This is a genomic window from Nocardiopsis sp. NPDC055824, assembly GCF_053616335.1.
This window is the reverse complement of the sequence record NZ_JBSHDN010000125.1, coordinates 1-19,217: the sequence shown is the minus strand read 5'-3', so window position 1 is coordinate 19,217 and position 19,217 is coordinate 1. Positions and strand designations below refer to the sequence as shown.

The 19,217-nt window shown below is 72.1% G+C and carries 16 protein-coding genes; 2 read left to right on the top strand and 14 right to left on the bottom strand.

What is annotated here, in order from left to right; all coding sequences use genetic code 11:
* Positions 1 to 23 precede the first annotated feature (23 nt).
* From ACWGL3_RS21990 to ACWGL3_RS21935, 12 genes are all read right to left on the bottom strand, one after another.
* A complete protein-coding gene (locus ACWGL3_RS21990) occupies positions 24 to 683 on the bottom strand; it encodes a TVP38/TMEM64 family protein (protein WP_267949216.1) in 660 nt (219 codons plus the stop codon).
* Between the two features lie 24 nt (positions 684 to 707).
* Positions 708 to 1,784, bottom strand: coding sequence for an AI-2E family transporter (locus ACWGL3_RS21985; protein ID WP_452461733.1), 1,077 nt, complete (start codon positions 1,782 to 1,784; stop codon positions 708 to 710).
* A 13-nt stretch (positions 1,785 to 1,797) separates the two neighbouring features.
* A complete protein-coding gene (locus ACWGL3_RS21980; RefSeq protein WP_267949214.1) occupies positions 1,798 to 3,204 on the bottom strand; it encodes a sensor histidine kinase in 1,407 nt (468 codons plus the stop codon).
* 116 nt (positions 3,205 to 3,320) lie between these two features.
* Positions 3,321 to 4,169, bottom strand: a complete 849-nt coding sequence (locus ACWGL3_RS21975; protein WP_267949213.1) for a TIGR03943 family putative permease subunit — start codon at positions 4,167 to 4,169, stop codon at positions 3,321 to 3,323.
* Positions 4,166 to 5,248, bottom strand: a complete 1,083-nt coding sequence (locus tag ACWGL3_RS21970; protein WP_452461732.1) for a permease — start codon at positions 5,246 to 5,248, stop codon at positions 4,166 to 4,168. Before ACWGL3_RS21970 ends, ACWGL3_RS21975 begins: the two co-directional genes overlap by 4 nt.
* 132 nt (positions 5,249 to 5,380) lie before the next feature.
* The gene (locus ACWGL3_RS21965; RefSeq protein ID WP_267949211.1) at positions 5,381 to 6,985 is read right to left on the bottom strand and encodes an alanine/glycine:cation symporter family protein; all 1,605 of its coding nucleotides are present in this window, start codon (positions 6,983 to 6,985) and stop codon (positions 5,381 to 5,383) included.
* Between the two features lie 289 nt (positions 6,986 to 7,274).
* Positions 7,275 to 8,903 (bottom strand): DEAD/DEAH box helicase, encoded by a 1,629-nt coding sequence (locus tag ACWGL3_RS21960; RefSeq protein WP_452461731.1) that lies wholly within the window; start codon positions 8,901 to 8,903, stop codon positions 7,275 to 7,277.
* A 418-nt stretch (positions 8,904 to 9,321) separates the two neighbouring features.
* Positions 9,322 to 10,161: an enoyl-CoA hydratase/isomerase family protein gene (locus tag ACWGL3_RS21955; RefSeq protein WP_344181663.1), complete on the bottom strand. Its 840-nt coding sequence runs from the start codon at positions 10,159 to 10,161 to the stop codon at positions 9,322 to 9,324.
* A gap of 73 nt (positions 10,162 to 10,234) precedes the next feature.
* Positions 10,235 to 10,441, bottom strand: coding sequence for a helix-turn-helix domain-containing protein (locus ACWGL3_RS21950; RefSeq protein ID WP_267949208.1), 207 nt, complete (start codon positions 10,439 to 10,441; stop codon positions 10,235 to 10,237).
* 218 nt (positions 10,442 to 10,659) lie between these two features.
* Positions 10,660 to 12,258 (bottom strand): ABC-F family ATP-binding cassette domain-containing protein, encoded by a 1,599-nt coding sequence (locus ACWGL3_RS21945; RefSeq protein WP_267949207.1) that lies wholly within the window; start codon positions 12,256 to 12,258, stop codon positions 10,660 to 10,662.
* Positions 12,259 to 12,542: 284 nt separating this feature from the next.
* Positions 12,543 to 13,871, bottom strand: coding sequence for an AI-2E family transporter (locus tag ACWGL3_RS21940; protein ID WP_267949206.1), 1,329 nt, complete (start codon positions 13,869 to 13,871; stop codon positions 12,543 to 12,545).
* A 126-nt stretch (positions 13,872 to 13,997) separates the two neighbouring features.
* Positions 13,998 to 14,405, bottom strand: a complete 408-nt coding sequence (locus ACWGL3_RS21935) for a YccF domain-containing protein (RefSeq protein ID WP_267949205.1) — start codon at positions 14,403 to 14,405, stop codon at positions 13,998 to 14,000.
* Positions 14,406 to 15,194: 789 nt separating this feature from the next.
* Here ACWGL3_RS21935 and ACWGL3_RS21930 point away from each other — a divergent pair.
* Positions 15,195 to 15,494, top strand: coding sequence for a WhiB family transcriptional regulator (locus tag ACWGL3_RS21930; RefSeq protein ID WP_017588640.1), 300 nt, complete (start codon positions 15,195 to 15,197; stop codon positions 15,492 to 15,494).
* Between the two features lie 150 nt (positions 15,495 to 15,644).
* Here ACWGL3_RS21930 and ACWGL3_RS21925 read toward each other — a convergent pair whose 3' ends face one another.
* Both ACWGL3_RS21925 and ACWGL3_RS21920 read right to left on the bottom strand, forming a co-directional pair.
* Positions 15,645 to 16,952 carry a phosphoribosyltransferase family protein gene (locus ACWGL3_RS21925; protein ID WP_267949204.1) on the bottom strand — a complete coding sequence of 436 codons (1,308 nt, stop codon included), beginning with the start codon at positions 16,950 to 16,952 and terminating at the stop codon, positions 15,645 to 15,647.
* 133 nt (positions 16,953 to 17,085) lie between these two features.
* Positions 17,086 to 17,646: a GNAT family N-acetyltransferase gene (locus ACWGL3_RS21920; protein ID WP_267949203.1), complete on the bottom strand. Its 561-nt coding sequence runs from the start codon at positions 17,644 to 17,646 to the stop codon at positions 17,086 to 17,088.
* A 248-nt stretch (positions 17,647 to 17,894) separates the two neighbouring features.
* On the opposite strand from ACWGL3_RS21920, the gene ACWGL3_RS21915 reads away from it, so the two are divergent.
* Entirely contained in the window at positions 17,895 to 19,148 is a 1,254-nt protein-coding gene (locus ACWGL3_RS21915) for an MFS transporter (RefSeq protein WP_378554707.1), read from the top strand.
* Positions 19,149 to 19,217 lie beyond the last annotated feature (69 nt).

Below are 19,217 nucleotides of genomic sequence, written 5' to 3'. Positions count from 1 at the left end.
GTCCCGTCCCGGGACCGCCGCCGTCACCCCCCGGTCCGCGCCTCGGACCGTGCGCGCAGCCACCACGCGGCGCCGATCACCACCGTGAGCAGCACCCCGGCCACGGTCACCGGCACGCCCAGGTCGGCTCCCCCGCTCCCCACGAGCACCAGCGCCGCCGTCGCGGGAACCGCACCCGCCAACGTGCCCGCCGCGAAGGGCCACACGCCCGCCCGGGTCAGCCCGAGACCGTAGTTGACCGCCTGGTAGGGCACCACCGGCAACAGCCGCAGCTGGAGCACCGCCACGAACGCGTGACCGCCCACGAGGGCGTCCAGCCGTGCGCGGATGCCCGGGGGCAGTCGCCGTGCCACCGCGTCGCCCGCCACGTGCCGCGCCACCGCGAACTGGGCCAGGGCCGCGCACACACCGCCCGCCAGGGCCAGCACGAGGCCGAGGGGGAACCCGAACACCAGTCCCGCCAGGGCGTTCAGGGCCGGCCGGGGCACCAGAGCGAAGACGGCGACGACGTAGACGACCAGGTAGACCGCGGGGCCGGCCGCGCCCGCCTCCTCCACCCGGCTCCGCAGGGCGTCCGCCCCGGGCACGTGGAGCAGGGCGAACACCACCACCGCCGCCCAGGCCGCGAGCAACAGGAACCGCGACACCCGCACCCCGCGCCCGCCGCCCGTCCCCTCCCCCATCCCGGAAGCCTATGCGGCTCCGCGTCAGCGGCGCTCCAGGCGCGGGAACACCACCTGCTTCAGGATGATCGTGAGCGCCGCCACCGTGGGGATCGCCAGGAGCGCGCCGACGAGCCCCATCAGCGTCCCGCCGACCAGCGCGGCGGTGATGTTCGCGGTCGGCGCCACGTCCACCGCGTGGCGCATCACCCTCGGTGAGATCACGTAGCTCTCGATCTGCTGGTAGACCAGGAAGAACACCAGCGTGACCAGCCCCAGCAGCGGGCTCCCGAGGGCCACCGCCGCGGAGGCGGCCAGCGCGCCGATGGTGGTGCCCACCAGCGGGATGAGCGCGGTCACCGCCACCACGAGCGCCAGGGTGAGGGCGTAGGCCGAGCCGACCGCCCACAGGAAGAAGAACGCCACCACCCCGCCGAAGGCCGCCACCACCAGCTGGCCGGCGATGAACGCACCGATGCGCCGGACGATCTCGTCTCCGATCCGGCGCACCCCGTCGCGGTTGGAGCGGGGCACGAACCGGTAGGACACGTCCAGGATCCCCGGCAGCGACGCCATGAAGAACAGCGTCAGGATGAACACCGTGGACGTGGCGAACAGGGTGTTGAACACGACCTGGCCGACGCCGACCAGCCCTCCGAAGACCTGCTGCCCGAAATCGGGGGCCGTGACCAGGCCCTCGATCCGGTCCAGGACGTCGTAGCGCCGCTCCAGGTCCGCGAAGAACGGCGTGCGCCGGAGGCTGTCCACCGTGTCCGGAAGGTTCGCGGCGAAGCTCGCCGCCTGTGCGGTGAGCGGGGGCGCGATCGCCCAGACGAACACGGCGGCGAAGAGCACCATCGCCAGGCACACCGTGAGGACGGCCCCCCAGCGCGGCATGCGCGCGCGGTCGCGCAACCCCTCGATCACGGGGTTGAGCCCGACCGCGAGGAACAGCGCGACGAGGATGTACACCAGGACCGCGCGGACCCCGATCAGCGCCTCGACGAGGAGCCAGGCGGTGAGGACGCCCAGGGCGCCGACGAACCCGAGGAGGAAGTAGTTGGGGTGCCTCGGCCCGTCCCCGCCCGCGGGCAGTGCGGTCAGTCCGCTTCCGGGTGGCATGTCCCTGTCCCGACTACTCGGTCGTGTCGGGGATGCGGAAGGTGAAGACCGCACCGCCCAGCAGGTCGCTGTGCCCGGCCACGAGGCTGCCTCCGTGGGACTGGACGATCTCACGCGAGATGGCCAGACCGAGCCCGCTCCCGCCCGGGTCGCGCTCACGCGACTCCTTGAGCCGCGCGAACCGCTCGAAGATCCGTTCACGGTCCATGGAGGGGATCCCCGCCCCGTCGTCGTGGACCTCCACCACGGCCGCGTCACCGTCCCGCTCGACGACGATGTCGATCCTGGACCGCGCGTGGCGTTCGGCGTTGGCGACCAGGTTGGTGAGGACGCGGACCAGGCGGAGCCGGTTGACGGTCGCCCGGACGGGCCCGGAGGAGTGCATCCGCAGCGCGGGGTGGCGCCGCTCGTCGACGAACTCCTCCCTGATGAGCGCCTCCAGGTCCACCTCCTCCCGTTCGCGGGCCACGTCCTTGTCCAGGCGGGCGAGTTCGAGCAGGTCCGAGACGATGTTCTCCAGCCTCTCGGTGTCGGAGAGCAGGCCGGTGAGCAGCAGTTCGCGCGAGCGGGCGTCGGGGTCGGGGTCGGAGAGCTCGACCTCCAGCTTGGTGCGCATCCCGGCGATGGGGTTGCGCAGCTCGTGCGAGGCGTCGGAGACGAACCGCCTCTGCCGGGTGACCGCCTCGTCGAGCCGCGCCAGGCTCGCGTTGGCCGTGCGGGCCAGGTGGGCGATCTCGTCGTGGGTCCCGGGGACCGGGAGCCTGCGGTTCAGGTCGGTGACGGAGAGCATGTCGAGCTGGGCGCTGATCCTCTCCACGGGCCGCAGCGCACGCCCGACCCAGAACCAGATGACGGTCGCGGTGATCACGAGGAAGGCCACGGAGGTCCCCACCAGGACCGCCTCGACCAGGGACGTGCCCAGGATGCTGGGCGACCTCGCCGCCGCCAGGACCAGTACCTCGCCGTAGGCGGAGTCGGCGAGGCCGTACCCGACCACGAGCAGGCAGTCCCTGGGCTCGGGGCCCGCGATGTCGCCGCAGACGGTGGTCTGGAGGCGGAAGTCCCCCGGCTTCGGACGCTCGTCCGTCACCGGGGGCTTGCCCTCCATCGCGTCGGTGGCCGCGACCACTTCGCCCGTGTCCCAGTCGACGACCTGCACGCGCAGGACCGTCTCGCCGTCGGGGATCGGGCCCTGGTAGCGCTCGGTGGCGATCCGTTCGGAGACCCGGCGGGCCTCGTCGTCCGCCTGGTCCCTGATCTGGGTCAGCGAGATCTCCCGGATCAGGAAGCTGCTGAGGGAGAGCGACAGGCCGGTGATCAGGATCAGGGTGACCACGGCCCCGGTGGTGACCCTGGCACGGATCGACCGGGGGCGCAGTCGGCCCCACCCTCCCCGGCTTCCGTCGCTCCGCTCTGACACCCGCCCATTGTCACTCAGTGCGACCATAAACCGGCGAATGGTGAACGGTGTGGCGAAGAGTGAGCAGGAGAGGGGCCATCGTCCGACTCAGGGAGGAACCGGACACCCTCCAGGGGCTACTCGTAGGGGTCCGGCGGGTTGGTGACCTCCTGGACCTCCAGGGCCGTCAACTCGTGCTGGCTCACCTCGGAGAGCTCGCCCTCGGGCTCCACCCAGGTGCCGCGCACCGTCCACCAGGTGTCCGCCTCGGGCGCGGGCTCGTTGGAGATGTACACCTTGTTCACGACGGCGTCGGCGGCGCAGCAGGCCATCTGGAGGCGGGCGAGGTACCACCCGTCGCCGTCCTTCTCCGGCACCGCGAACCCGGTGAGCTCGACCTCCTGGCCGACCAGCAGGCGGTCCTCGTCGATCCAGGCGCGCATCACGAACTGGCGGATGTCCATGGAGACGACCTCGCCCGGAGCGGCCTCCTCGACCCCGTCGTCGAAGGCGCCCGCGCGCCGGTCCTCCGGGGGCGGTCCGGAGGAGCCGGAGGTGGCCTCCACCGTGTAGGAGCCCAGCGCGGGCGGGGCGACGACGAACACGGCGAGCACCGGCAGCAGGAGCAGCCACGCGACGCCGGGCGCCCGGGAGTGGTCGTGCCCCTGGGTACCGCGCCCGCGCCCGTACGCCTCCTCGTAGTCCCTCTCCACGGCGGACGCGCTCTCCTGCGCCGACACCGTGTTCCCGGCGGCGACGACCTCGGCGTCCGCCCCGTGCCCGTGCTCTTCCTCCGCCTCGTCCTCGCCGCGCAGCTCGGAGGCGATGACGAGCACGCCGAGCAGGACCATGGCCACGCCTGCGGCGATGAGGAAGGGGCCGAAGCCCGCCTTGACCCAGTTGAGGTAGAGGTCGGTGGGGATCGTGCTGGTCAGCGCGGCCGCGCCGAGCAGGACCAGGGTGAGTCCCTGGGCGATGCGGTTCACAGGATCAGTCCTCCGATCAGGAACGTGCTGAGCAGGCCGACCAGCAGGCACAGCGGGGCGAAGCGGGCCACGAAGCGCCAGCCGAACACGCCCGCCTGCATCGCGAGGAGCTTGAGGTCGACGATCGGCCCGATCACCATGAACGCGAGTTTGGCCGTGGGCGAGAAGTCGGTGAGGCTGACGGCGACGAACGCGTCGGCCTCGGAGCAGATGGACAGCAGGATGGCCAGGAGGGCGAGCACGAGGACCGAGACCACCGGCATGCCGGCGACCGCCAGCAGCCACTCGCGGGGCACCATGATGTTGAGGGTGGCGGCGGCGAGGCCCCCGACCACCAGGTAGCCGCCCGCGTGCATCATGTCGTGCAGCATCGACTCGCGGAAGACCTGCCACCGGGAGGCCCCGGGCGCGTGGTTGTGCGTGGGCAGGCGCAGCCAGTCGGCACGGCCGAAGCGCACCCAGATCCATCCGATGACCACGGACGCCAGCAGGGAGGCCACGAACCGGGCGAGGATCATCTCGGGCTGCCCGGCGAAGGCCACCGCCGTGGCGATCATGACGACCGGGTTGATGGAGGGCGCCGCCAGCAGGAAGGTGAGCGCGGCGGCCGGGGCGACCCCGCCCTTGATGAGGCTTCCGGCGATGGGCACCGAGGCGCACTCGCAACCGGGCAGCAGGGCCCCGGAGGCCCCCGCGACCGGCACGGCGTGGCTGGGCTTGGACGGGATGAACCGCTGGTAGGCCGAGGGCGGCACGAACGCGGTGAGCGCGGCGGACAGCGCCACACCGAACACCAGGAAGGGCAGTGCCTGGAAGCTGATCGCGGTGAAGATGGTGGCCCACGCGAGGAAGGCCTGACTGGTCAGCTCGTCGGAGATCCAGGCGTGCCCCAGCGCCATCGCGGTGATGAACAGGGCGAACAGCCAGACCGTCCCGGTCCTGCGGCGGCCCCGGGCTCGTCCCCAGTCCTCCGGGGGGAGCTCCTCGCCGCGGTCCGCCCACCCCCCGGCGAGGGAGTCGCCGAGCGAGCTGCTCGGGGGCGGGCCGGGGTCGGTGGCCGGTGTGGTCCGGTCGGGCACGTCGGTCTCCGTGGTGGTCGGGCGGGATCTTCACGCATAGTACCGAAAATCGTTTTCGCCCGGGACGACCCGGCGTTTCCTGTGGACGACGCTCCCCCGGTGGCAGGAGCGCGTCCGCCCGGCGGGACGCGGCTAGCGTTCCCCGGGGCCCTCGTCGCGGCCGTCGTCGGAGGGGCCCTCCTCCTCACCGGGGTCCGCGTGGGCTCCGCCCGCCCCGCCGTCCCGCGTGTCCGCGTCCCGCTCCGCCAGCGCCGAGGCCGGGTCGCCGGGCGCCTCCCCCTCCCCGCGCTGGACGTCGTCGGGAAGGGAGCCGGACGCGGGCCCCCAGCACTCCACGTTCCGCAGGTCGGGCATCTTGGACAGCGTGAACTGCGGGTCGAGCCCGTTGCGCAGCTGGCGGCTGTAGTCGCCCAGCAGCCGGAAGGCGACGGCCGACAGCGGCGCCAGTGCCACGAGGTTGACGGTCGCCATGACGCCCATGGAGATGTCGGCGAGGTTCCACACCAGCGTCAGCGGCGCCACGGAGCCGATGAACACCGCGGCCAGCACCGCGTAGCGGAAGTAGGTCATGTGCTGCGGGTCGGCGTCCAGGAACCGGAGGTTGGACTCGCCGTAGTAGTAGTTGCCCAGCACGGAGGTGAAGGCCAGCAGGAACAGGATCACCGTGAGGGCGTGCACCGACCAGCTCCCCAGAGAGGACTGGAGCGCCCGCTGGGTGACCTCGGCCCCGGTCTCGGTGGTGAAGTCGGGGTTGTACACGAGGACGATGAACGCGGTCACCGAGCACACCAGCCAGGTGTCGAAGTACACACCGAGGGTCTGCACGAGCCCCTGCTTGGCGGGGTGGGAGACCGACGCGGTGGCTCCGGCGTTGGGGGCGGACCCCAGGCCCGCCTCGTTGGAGAACATGCCCCGCCGCATGCCCTGCACGAGCGCCGCGCCCACGCCGCCGGCCGTGAACTCGCGCAGCCCGAACGCGGAGGCGAAGATGTCGCCGACGACCCGGGGCAGCTCGCCGATGTTGAGGACCACCACGGCCAGGCCGAGGAGGATGTAGAGGATCGCCATGAGGGGGACGAGCGCCTGGGCGACCGTCGCGATGCGCCGCACCCCGCCGAAGACGACGGCGGCGGTCAGCCCGACCAGCGCCAGCCCGACCAGGACGCTCAGGAACCAGCCGGTGGGCGCGCCCAGCTCCTGCATAGAGGTGGAGATGGCGCCCGTGATGCTGTTGGCCTGCACGGAGTTGAAGACGAGGCTGAAGGTGACGGTGATGAGGACCGCGAAGAGGGCACCCATCCACCTCTGGCCCAGCCCGTGCAGCATGTAGTACGCGGGTCCGCCCCGGAACCCCGTGCTGGTGCGCACCTTGTACAGCTGGGCCAGCGTCGACTCCACGAACGCCGCGGCCCCCAGCACGCAGGACATGGCCCACATCCAGAAGACAGCGCCCGGCCCGCCGAGCATGATCGCGGTGGCCACGCCGACGATGTTCCCCGTCCCCACCCGGGAGGCGGCGGAGATCGCGAAGGCCTGGAAGGACGAGATCTCCCTGCCACCGTCGGGCGCCGTCCCCGGGCTGCTCCGCAGCACCCGGAACATCTCGGGGAGCAGGCGCAGCTGCACGAAACCCGACCGCACCGTGAAGTAGACGGCGAGAACGACCAGGAGCGGGATGAGGAGGTAGCTCCAGAAGAAGTCGTTGACGGTGACGAGAAGGACGTTGAGGACGTTCACGCGTTCCCCTTCAGGCGGCGTGGTGGTCCCGAGTGCGACATCGGGGCTGTCCCGCAACTGTCCACGCCCCCTGCGGTTCCGGGCGATTCGGACACGCGAAGGGGCGGTAAAGGACCGTAATGGGTCACCACCCCCGGGCGGGCCCGTGGCCGCGCGGCGGCCCTCCCTACGACCGCCCCGTCCCGGGGCTCGGACCCGCGCGGGGCGCCGCTGTCCGAGAGAGGTGTACAACCCCGGAAAAGGCTCGGGCCCGGCAGGAGATCCTGCCGGGCCCGGGTCCGTTCACACCCTAGTGCTGCGGGGCGGAGTCGTAGCGGTCGGTGCGGGGACGGTCGCCCCGGTAGCCGCCGCCACCGCCACTGCCGCCGCGGTAGCCGCCGCCACCGCCACTGCGGTCACCGCGGTAGCCACCGCCGCTGCCGCCGCGGTAGCCGCCGCCACCGCGGTTGTCACCGCGGTAGCCGCCCTCGGAGCGCGGTGCGTACTCGCGGCGCTCGCCGCCGCGGTAGCCGCCGCCCTCGCCGCGGGGGCGCTCGCCCTCACGGAAACCGCCGCCCTCACCGCGGTCGGTGCGGGGACGGTCGCCCTGGTAGCCGCCGCCACCGCCGCCGCGGTAGCCGCCGCCACCGCCACTGCGGTCACCGCGGTAGCCGCCGCCGCCCCGGTAACCGCCGCCACCGCCGCCGTAGCCTCCACGGCGGGGGCCGCCGCGTCCGCGGCGCTCGCGCACGGGCTCCGGCGGCTCGATCCACGGCTCCCAGGAGGGCTCCTTGGCCCCGGTCACCTCGGTGAGCAGCTCGTCGCCCGGGTTGACCAGGTGCTGCTTGGCGTCGACGCCGGCGTCGCTGAGCAGGCGGCGGGCCATGCGGCGCTGGTTGGGCGCGACCAGGGAGACGACCAGGCCGGAGGCGCCGGCGCGGGCCGTGCGGCCTCCACGGTGCAGGTAGTCCTTGTGCCCGGTGGGCAGGTCGATGTTGACGACCATGTCGATGCCGTCGACGTGGATGCCGCGGGCGGCGACGTCGGTGGCGACCAGCGCCTGGATCTTGCCCTCGCGGAACTTGGCGAGGGTGCGGGTGCGCACGCTCTGCGTCTTGCCGCCGTGCAGGGACGCGCAGGGCACGCCCGCCGCCGCCAGCTGCTCGCTGATGGCGTCGGCGCGGTACTTGCTGCGCACGAACAGGATCGTGCGGCCGTCGCGCGCGGCGATCTGGGTGATGATCTTGTTCTTGTCACGGGGCAGCACCTTGAGCAGGTGGTGCTCCATGGCGGTGACCTGGGAGACCGGCGGGTCCACGGAGTGGGTCTGCGGGTCGTTCATGTACTTGCGGACCAGCTTGTCGACGTCGCCGTCGAGCGTGGCCGAGAACAGCAGCGTCTGGCCGTCGGGGCGCACCTGGTCGAGGAGCTCGCTGACCTGGGGCATGAAGCCCATGTCGCACATCTGGTCGGCCTCGTCCAGCACCGAGACCTCGACGTCGCTCAGGTCGCAGGCGCCCTGGTCGATGAGGTCGCTGAGGCGGCCCGGGGTGGCGACGAGGATCTCGACGCCGCGGCGAAGTTCGTTGATCTGGCGGGTGTAGGAGCTGCCGCCGACGACGTCGCCGACGCGCACGCCCACGATGCGGGAGTAACCGCGAAGGGCGTCGCGCACCTGGTGGGCGAGTTCGCGCGTGGGCACCAGGATCAGGGCCCTGGGGCGGTTGGCGGCGGCGCGGCGCTCTGCGGCGCGCATCAGGACCGGCAGGCCGAAGGCCAGGGTCTTGCCCGATCCGGTACGACCGCAGCCGAGGACGTCGCGGCCCTCGATGGCGTCGGGAATGGTGGCGGCCTGGATCGGGAACGGGGTGGTCACACCGTTCTTGGCCAGCTCGTCGACGATGTCCTGGGGCAGACCCAGGGAGTCGAAAGCGGGCATTACGGCAGTGTCCGTCGTCAAGTGACGTGTACCTTCCTCATCGTTTGGCGGCGTTTCGAGGAAGGCTCCACACGGCCACAGCGGACCCAGCGAAGAAATCACACAAACGCGCCTGATCACACGCGGAAGCGGACCCCTTCGATTCTCGGGGCTCCTGTGCTCGGTGCATCCCACTGAGTGGATACGAGCAACTCTTCTGGCAAGAGTGGCGCCGACGGGGTCGACACGCTCTCCGCGTCTTGTGCGGCCTCGGCGCGCTCGGATGCGCGCGGCATTACTGGACGACCGCTTGCAGAAGCGTACTAGACATCGTCCGGAAACGGGGACGGGATGGGGGTTTTTCACCGGTGATACGGGTCTCCCCCATCCCTCCGGGGGCGGCGCGGCGCCGGCGCGGTGCGGCGCCGAGCCCGCCGGGTCAGCGGTTGTCGGCCGCCATCGTCCCGGCGAGGGCGGTCAGGCGGGCGACCTGCGCGCGGCGTTCGGCCGCGGCCTGCTCCTCGAGCGTGTTGCCCGCGGCCTGCTGGAGGAGGGCCTTGGTGGCGGCGGCCGCCTCGGCGTTCGTGGCGAGCAGCGCGGCGACGACGTCGTCCACGGCGCCGGGGAGTTCGTCGGCGGGCACGACCAGCTCGGCCAGTCCGAGCTCACGGGCCTCCTGGGCGCCGACGCGGCGGGCGGTCAGGCAGATCTCGACGGCGCGGTGGACGCCGACGATGTCCACGAGCGGCTTGGTCCCGGTGAGGTCGGGGACGAGGCCGAGCGCGGGCTCCTTCATGCAGAACTTGGCGTCGTCGGCGAGGATGCGCAGGTCGCAGGAGAGCGCCAGCTGGAAGCCCGCGCCGATGGCGTGGCCCCGGACCGCGGCGACGGTGACCAGGTCGGGGCGGCGCAGCCAGAGAAAGCCCTCCTGGAGGCCGGCGATGTACTCCTCGACGTCGGCCCCGGTGGAGGAGCCGTCGAGGATGCCGCCGACCATGGAGCGCTCGCCGTCCACGCCCTCGGGGGTGAACATGCCGAGGTCGATCCCGGCCGAGAAGATGTCGCCCTCGCCGGCGATCACCACGATTCGGACATCGGCCGGGAGGGTGTGGCCGATGTGGGCCAACGTGGTCCAGGTGCGCCCGGTCATCGCGTTGCGCCGCTCGGGGCGGCTGATGGTGATGCGGGCGACCGGCCCCTCCACGGCCAGTCCGAGCCCGGCCCGGGTCAGCTCCGCTTCCGTGGGCAGCCGCCCGGGCCCGTTCGACGCCTGTGCCATGGGGTTCCTCCGTCGTGCTCGGTGTCACCCTCGATATTACCCATCGGTAACCACCGGTCGCGCGGGCGGGGCCTCAGGCCTTGCGGGTCGCCCCGCCCCGGCCGCGCAGCTCGGCCCCGGCCTCGCTGAGCAGCCGGTGGACGAAACCGTAGGAACGCCCGGTGGCGGCCGCCAGCATGCGGATGCTCTCCCCCGAGTCGTAGCGCCGCTTGAGCTGGGCCGCGAGCTCGGAGCGGTCCGTTCCCGCCACGCGGGTGCCCTTCCTCAGCGCATCGTCCACAGTCCACTCCTCCGGGTCGTCCGGTCAACGCTTCTGGAATCCCTGCCATGATCCGGCATCGCGCTCACGCCCCGCCACATTCGCCGCGCGCCGCGCCGGGCGCCCCCTTCTCTGCCCGGGTTTCGGAGCGCCGCAAACGTCGTCCGAAAAGGACGGAGGTGAACCTCCCAGCATGCTGGGCGTCCACCTCCGCCGCCGGGGCCCTCACGGCCCCCGGCTCACGCCAGCGAGATCAGGTCCTCGAAATCGGCGTTCCACACGTCCTCGACGCCGTCGGGCAGCAGGATGACGCGCTCGGGCTGGAGGGCGTCGACCGCGCCCTCGTCGTGTGTCACCAGCACGATCGCGCCCTTGTAGTTGCGCAGGGCCGCCAGGATCTCCTCGCGGCTGGCCGGGTCCAGGTTGTTGGTGGGCTCGTCGAGCAGGAGCACGTTGGCGCTGGAGACGACCAGCGTGGCCAGGGCCAGCCTGGTCTTCTCGCCTCCGGAGAGCACGCCCGCCGGCTTGTCGACGTCGTCACCGGTGAACAGGAACGAGCCCAGCGTGCGGCGCGCCTCCACCTCCGGGAGCTCCGGGGCCGCGCTCATCATGTTCTCCAGCACGCTGCGGCCCACGTCCAGGGTCTCGTGCTCCTGGGCGTAGTAGCCGAGCTTGAGCCCGTGCCCCGGGACCACGGCCCCCCGGTCGGGCTCCTCGACGCCGCCGAGCAGCCGCAGCAGCGTGGTCTTGCCGGCGCCGTTGAGCCCCAGGATCACCACGCGGCTGCCCCGGTCGATCGCCAGGTCCACGCCGGTGAAGATCTCCAGCGAGCCGTAGGACTTGGACAGCCCCTCCGCCATCAGCGGCGTGCGGCCGCTGGGAGCCGGGTCGGGGAAGCGCAGCTTGGCGACCTTGTCGGACTTGCGGACGCCCTGCACGCCGTCGAGGAGCCGGTCGGCCCGGTTGAGCATCTGCTGTGCGGCGCGCGCCTTGGAGGCCTTGGCCCGGAACTTGTCCGCCTGCTTGCGCAGGGTGTCGGCCTGCTTCTCGGCGTTGGCCAGCTCGCGCCTGCGCCGCCGCTCGTCGGCCTCGCGCTGCTCCAGGTACAGCTTCCAGCCCATGTTGTAGATGTCGATGACGCTGCGGTTGGCGTCGAGGTAGAACACCTTGTTCACCACGTGCTCGACCAGGTCCACGTCGTGGCTGATCACGATGAGCCCGCCCTGGTGCGACTTGAGGAAGTCGCGCAGCCAGACGATGGAGTCGGCGTCCAGGTGGTTGGTGGGCTCGTCCAGCAGCAGCGTGTCCGCGCCGCTGAACAGGATCCGCGCCAGCTCGATACGGCGGCGCTGACCGCCGGAGAGGGTGTGCAGGGGCTGGGAGAGCACCTTGTCGGGCAGGCCCAGGCTGGAGGCGATGGCGGCGGCCTCGGACTCGGCGGCGTACCCGCCCAGCACGTGCAGGCGCTCCTCCCACCGGGAGTAGGCGCGCACACCCTTGTTCCGGGTCTTGGTGTCGGTGCTGGCCATCTTCTTCTCGGCCTCGCGCATACCGCGCAGGGCCTCGTCGATCCCGCGCGCGGACAGCACGCGGTCGCGGGCGATGACGTCGGGGTCGTCGGTGCGGGGGTCCTGCGGCAGGTAGCCGATGGTGCCGGAGGAGGTGACCGTGCCGCCGGTGGGCAGGCCCTCGCCCGCCAGCACCTTGGTCATGGTCGTCTTGCCCGCACCGTTGCGGCCGACCAGTCCGATCCGGTCCCCGGCGGCGACGCGGAAGGTGGTCGGCTCCAACAGGAGTCGAGGACCGACACGCAGTTCGAGGTCGGTGGCGATCAGCATGGTGGGGCTTCCTACGAGGTGGTGGGACGGTTCGGTACGGCCGGACGCGCACCCGCGGTGCACGGGAGCGGCGGCTCCTCCGCGTGGGTGGGGGGTGGTGGCCTTCGGGCCGACCGACCCAGCCTAACGGCACGGGCGGGGGGTGCGGCGATCCGTTTTCCGGGAGGCCCCCGGACACGGCCGCGCCCCCGCCACCCGGTCAACGGGTGCGGGGGCGCGCCGCATTCCCCGCGGCCGGGCGGCGCCGGTCACCCCGTCGCACGCCCCGCCGCTCCTGAGGGGCCCTATTCCTCCTCGGGAGCGGGGTGCGCGCCCTCGGGCTCCTTGTCCTTGGGGACCTTGGCCACGACGACCGCCGCCGCGACGGGCGGCTCCCCCCCGGTGCCCTCCGGGGACTCCTCGTCGGAGTCCCCGGGCTTGCCCGGCGGGCGGTTGCGCAGCAGGGCCGCCAGGACGGCGGCCACCGGCGTGGCCAGGAACATGCCGGGGACGCCCCCGACCACGGCGCCGACGGAGATCGCGATCAGCACGACGGGCGAGGGCAGGTCGAGCGAGGCCCCGTAGATGCGCGGCGCGAAGACGTTGCTCTCCAGCTGCTGCACGAGGATCACCGCGCCGACGACGACGAGCGCGACGATCCAGCCCTCGGTGACGAACGCGACCAGGGCGGCGAGCAGCCCGGTCAGGAAGGCGCCGATGATCGGCAGGAAGGCGCCGACGAAGGTCAGCACGATCAGCGGGATGGCCAGGTTGATGTCGATCAGGAAGACCAGGGCGATGCCGATGCCGACGGCGTCGAAGAAGCCGACCGCGGCCACACCGCGCACGTACCGTCCCATGACGCCGTAGGCGACGTCCCCCGCGTGGCGCAGGCCCGGACGGGACCGCGGCGGGAACAGGGTGAGGAACCAGTCCATGAGCTGGTCGCCCGAGTGCACGAAGTACACGGTCAGGGCGATGATCAGGACGATGCCGACGAGAACCGAGATGACGGCCGCGCCCGCGGTCCAGGCGCCGCTGAGCAGCTGGTCCTGGTTCTCGCTGATCATGGCCTGGATCTGCACCCAGGCGTCGTCGATCATGTCGGTGAACAGCGCCGGGTCGAGCCCGAAGGGCACCTGGATGTCCTGGAGTTCGCTGACCGCGCTGGTGACGCTGTCGACCAGGGGGCCGAACCCCTGCACGGCGGGCGTGACGATCATCGAGATGACGCCGCCGAACACGATGAGCCCGACGAGGATCGAGATCGTCGTCGACGTGCCCCGACCCAGGCCCTTGCGGCGCAGCAGGTTGGCGAGCGGCATGAGCAGGGCGGTGATGAACACCGCGAGGATCATCGGCAGGGTGACGACCGACAGGTAGACGAGCCCGTAGAGGAGCAGCCCGGCGACGACACCGATGAGGAGGAAGCGCCAGGCGACGTCGCTGACCGACTTCAGGATGTCCCCCGCGCCCACGTCGTCCTGTTCGGCCGGCCCCTGGTCCGGGGACTGGGGTTCGGGCTCGGAGTGCTCCTTCTGAGCCTCCAACTGGGCGAGGCGCTCGGCTCGCGCCCTGCGGGCGGTGAGCCATTTGTTCAGGAGCGCCCACACTCCCGGCCGTTGGGCTTGCACATGGACTCCATTCTCGGGGTGCTGCGTGGTGCCCGCACGGGAGGCGACGGACACGCGGGGGCGGTACCGGGGGGATGCGCGGACGAGGGTCCTGGTTCTCCCGTGTCCGTCGGGAACTCAACGGCGTCAGAACTGCCAGGGTTCCCTGGGACGGCCACTGTGCACGATCTCGTTGCCGAACGGCGCGAGCGCCACGGGGATCATCTTCAGCGAGGCCCACGCCATCGGAATCCCGATGATAGTGACGGCCAGGCCGATCGCGGTGGCGATATGGCCGAGCGTCAGCCACCAGCCCGCGACGATCAGCCAGATGACGTTGAGGAAGGTGCTGCCGCCGCCCGACCCCTGCCTGCGCACCAGTTCGCGACCGAAGGGCCAGATCGCGTAGCTGGCCATGCGGAAGGAGGCGATCCCGAACGGGATGGTGACGATCAGGATGCAGCAGATGACTCCGGCGATCACGTAGCCGACTGCCAGCCAGAAGCCGGCGACGAAGAGCCAGATGACGTTCAGGATGAGCCGCAAGAGGGCCACGGTGTTTCGTCTCCTTCGATCGGGTCCCGGTCGCGGGTGCGCGACCTCCTGGGGGAAGAGTCCCCGCACCCGTTGCTTTCTATCGTCTGGGACGCCGCCGCACCACGAGCCGTTCCGGGCGGTTCCCCTGGTCCTTCCCCTAGGGGCGGGGGGACGGGGCCGCGGGGCCTCCCCGGCACGGGTGCGGGACGGCGCGTCGCGCGGGGACGGGGAGGACCGGGGAAGGGGTCGATCCGGTTCACCGGGGGTCGCCGGCGGGCGTGGCGCCCCCCGGCTGGTGCGACGCAGCGTGAGGACATACGGTCACGCCATATCTCGGAGCTCCAAGCAGACCACAATGTGATCGGCGCATCAGGAGAACCCCCTAGGCAGGAGGGACATCGCACCATACGATGTGCTGTGTCCTGCTTAAGACCGTAGATCTTGTGATTTACGACAAACTCGGACAAACGACCGAAGACCGGTCAGTAGACATCAGGTTTCGGTAACGGTTGGGCGAGTAATTTCCCCACCCCCCGTGCAGGATCGGGAGTGGGGATGGCATGATTACGTACCGGCTCGGACGGAGGCCGTCACCGCCTCCGCAGCCGTTCGCGTGAGAGCACTCCGTCAGCAGCACATCCTGCCGCGTGGTCTGTGCTTCTCGTGGTCTCAGCCACACCGGGGAACATCGTCTGCACCGTCCGGCGTTTGCGTCGTGCGGGGTGGCTCACGCCGCATGACCAATCTTTTGGTGACTGAAGCTTTTTCCGACAGCTTACTAGTGATTTCAGTAGAGGTGGTTCAAGCATGTCTCAGGTACGTCGGCAGGCCGCGCTGCGCCCCCGCCCGAGCTGGGGGTGGCAGGATGCCGCCGCGTGCCGGGGCGAGGACCTTGTGCTCTTCTTCGGCCCGGACGGCGAACGCCAGCCGGAGCGGGAGATCAGGGAGCGCAAGGCCAAGGAGATCTGTGCGGCCTGCCCTGTGCGAACCGACTGCCTGGACTACGCGATCTCGCGTCCGGAGAAGTACGGTACCTGGGGCGGTCTGAACGAGGACGAGCGCGCCTCCGAGCGCCGTCGCCGTATGCGCCGCGCCAACGCTGCCTGACCGAGGTCCACGGACCACGGCACAGCGGATCTCCCCCGGTGGCCCCGGCCCCCGATCAACCCGCGGCGCCCCGACGAGCAACGTCGAGGGCGCCGCGGGTTTTCTCGTGCCCGGCGGGGACGCGGTCCGCGGGCCGGAGCCGCGGCCGGGTCACCCCTCCCGGCCCCCGAGGTGGCGGTCGAACCAGTCCAGGGCCTCCACCGCGACCTGTCTCCACTCCTGCGCGCCGGGGAGCAGCTGTTCGACGCCCGGCACGACCCGCAGGTCGGTCGTCCCGCCCATCCGGCCCCGGGCCCACTCCCCCAGTTCGCGGACGAAGGAGTCCCCGCTCTCCAGCAGGACCAGGACCGGGGCCCGCACGTCCGACAGGTGCGGCTCGGCCAGGTCGATCCGCCCGCCGTGGACCACCACGGCGGCCACCTCCCGGGGGCGCTCCGCCGCGGTGACCAGCGCCGCCGGCGCCGCGCTCCCCGACCCCAGCACGCCCAGGGGCCGGTCCGCCGCGTCGGTCGCGCTGCGGAGCCAGCCGACGGCCGCGCCCAGCCGCTCGCCCAGCGCACCGGCGTCGGCGTCCGCCGGACCCGACGCCTGCTCCTCCGCGGTCAGCAGGTCCAGGACCAGGGTCGCGTACCCGGCCCGCTGCAGGGCCGACGAGACCACCCTCCGGCGCGGGTCCGACCTCCCCTCCCCCGCGGCCAGGACCACCGCGCCGCGCAGGGCGGGGGGCACGGTGAGATCGCCGTCGAGGTAGACCCGGCCGGCGCGCACCCGCACGCCGCGGGCCTCCTCCCCCGGGGGACGGACGCGTCCGTGCTCGTCGAGGATCGCGGTGACGTTCCCGTCGGAGAGCTGGCCGAAGTCGCGGTACCACTCGCCCACCGAGTGGAAGTTGTCCGGCGCGCCGAGCACGACCATCTCGTCGACGTCCTCCCGCAGCGCCTCGACCGCCTCGGGCGCCGCGACCGGCACGGCCAGGATCAGCCGGGACGGCCCGGCCCGGCGCACCATCCGCAGCGCGGCGCGGGCGGTGCCGCCCGTCGCGACCCCGTCGTCCACGACCACGCAGTCGCGCCCGGCGATGCGCGGCGCCGAGCGCTCGCCCCGGTAGACCCGGCGGCGGCGGTCGAGCTCGTCGCGCTCGGCCGCGACGGTCTCGGAGAGGGCCTGGCGGGGCACCCGCATCCGCGCCAGGGCACGGTCGTCGAAGAACACCTGCCCGTTCTCGGCGATGGCCCCCACCCCCGTCTCCGGCCGGCCGGGCAGCCCGATCTTGCGGACCATGAGAACGTCGAAGTCGGCGTCGAGCCGCCGGGCGAGCTCCGCCCCGACCGGGACCCCGCCGCGCGGCAGGGCCAGGACGAGGGGGTCGTCGACCACGAGGGGGCGCACCCGCTCTGCGAGGCGGCGCCCCGCCTCGGACCGGTCGGCGAAGGGCAGTGAAACGGGAACCGGGTTCATGTCCTCACCGGCACCGGGACCGGGGCCCCGGCACCGCTCCTCTCGGCTGTGTGGATGAGCCGCTGGAAAGTGCTACCGGCATACCCCCCGACCCCGCGGTCCCAACCCCGGCACCGGGCAAAAACCGTATGGCTCAGCTCCGCCGGAACCCGCTCCTGAGCACCCCCATCAGCAGCTCGTCGTGGCGGCGCCCCTCCCAGAGCAGCGAGTCGCGCATCCGCCCCTCGACGGAGAAGCCGCAGGAGCGGTAGACGGCGATGGCACGCATGTTGAAGGCGTAGACGTGGAGCCATACCCGGTGCAGCCCGATGTGCTCGAAGGCGTACTCCAGGACGAGCTGTGTGGCCTCCCGGCCCAGGCCCTGGCCGGTGAACTCGATGGCGGACAGGGCGATGCGGTAGCCGGCGCTCTCGTTCTCCGCGGCCACGGCGTAGACGGACAGCTCTCCCAGGTAGCGCCCGTCCCCGGGCGCGAGGATGGCCAGGTCCAGCCGGTCGGTGCTGCCCGCCCGGGTCGCACACCACTCCCTGGCCTCCGCGTAGGTGAGGTGGCGGTGGGTGCCGGTGAGTCTGCGGACCTCCTCGTCGAGGCCTGCGGTGAAGTAGGCGTCGGTGTGCTCCGGCCCCAGGGGCACCAGATGGACGCGTTCCCCGGTGAGAGTGGGTTTTTCTCGCAGCGCGCTCGTGTTGATCATGGGATCTTCCGGTTCCGTCCGGGCCCGCGTGTGGCGGTTCCCGGCGTGGGGGGAGACGGCGGACGGCAGGCTGGGGCCCCGCGCGGGAGCGGGCCCCGGGGCGGGCCGGGTCAGGGCCCCGGGTCTCGGGGTGGCCGAGCGGTCCGGGTCGGAAGCCTCTCGGATACGGAGCGGACCCCCTATGTAAATCGGGTCCGCGTCCTATGGCAAGCCCGCCCGACGCGGTGGCCGAAAACGTCTGTCGTCCCATGAGCGGACTGGATAGCATCTGCGCGCACGGAACCGTCCACGTGGGAGCCGCCTTGAGCACGTCCGCCGAGAAGACCGCAGCACCGCCCCCGGAGGCCCGCCGGGCCCGGGTCGCGGTCTCCACCCTCTTCTTCGTCAACGGATTCACCTATACCAACGCGGTGCCGTGGCTGCCGGTGATCAAGGACCGGCTGGAGCTGAGCAACGCCGAACTGGGCCTGGCGATCGCGGCCATGCCCACCGGGGCGATCCTCACCGGCATGCTGGCGGGGCCGCTGATCCACTGGTTCGGCAGCGGCCGGGCGGCCGTCGGGACCAGCCTGGTCTCCCTGGGAGCGCTTCCATTCATCGCCCTGGCGCAGAACTGGTGGATGCTGGCGGCCGCGCTCTTCGTCCTGGGCAGCGCGGACGCCTGGACCGACTCCGCGCAGAACTCGCACGGGCTGCGCGTCCAGCGGCGCTACCGGCGCAGCATCATCAACACCTTCCACGCGGTGTGGAGCCTGGCGGCGGTCGCGGGAGGACTGCTGGGCGCGGCGATGGCCGGACTCGGGGTGCCGCTCCTGTGGCACCTCGGCGCCGTTTCCGCCGTGCTGCTGGTGGTGAACCTCGTGGTGAGCCAGATGCTGCTGCCCGGACCGGACAGCAGTGAGCGCGAGGACGGGACCAGCGGCGAGGACGGGCGCCGGCTGCGCGTCCCCGGCCGCGCGCTGGTCCTCCTGGTCGGGCTCGGCGTGCTGCTGATGTTCGCCGGGGGCATCGAGGACTCGGCCGCGTCCTGGGGCGCGGTGTACATGACCTCGGAGCTGGACGCGTCGCTGTTCCTCGCCGCACTGCCGTTCGTGGCCTGCCAGGCGATGATGACGCTGGGAAGGCTCGCCGGCGACCGGGTGACCGACCGGTTCGGCGCGGTGGCGGTGGGACGCGCCAGCGGGCTGCTTGCGGGTGGAGGGATCGCGTTCGCCCTGCTCCTCCCCCACCCCGTGACCACCGTGATCGGTTTCGGCGTGATGGGCCTGGGCGTGGCCACGCTGTTCCCGCTCACCCTGGCCGCGGCCGGGAACGTGCCGGGGGTGCGCACCGGCGACGGCGTGACCGTCGTCGGCTGGCTGGGACGCGCGGGGTTCCTCGGGTTCCCGCCCCTGATCGGCCTCCTGGCCGACTCGTTCAGCCTGGGGGCGGCCCTGTGGGTGATCTCCGGTGCGGGCGTCACCGCGTTCCTGCTGGCGGCGGCACTGCGTCCGCGCGGGTGAGCGAGCCGTGCGCCGGGGCGGGGAGCGCCCCCGCCCCGGCACACGGGCAGGGCCCCCGGTCGTGGGACA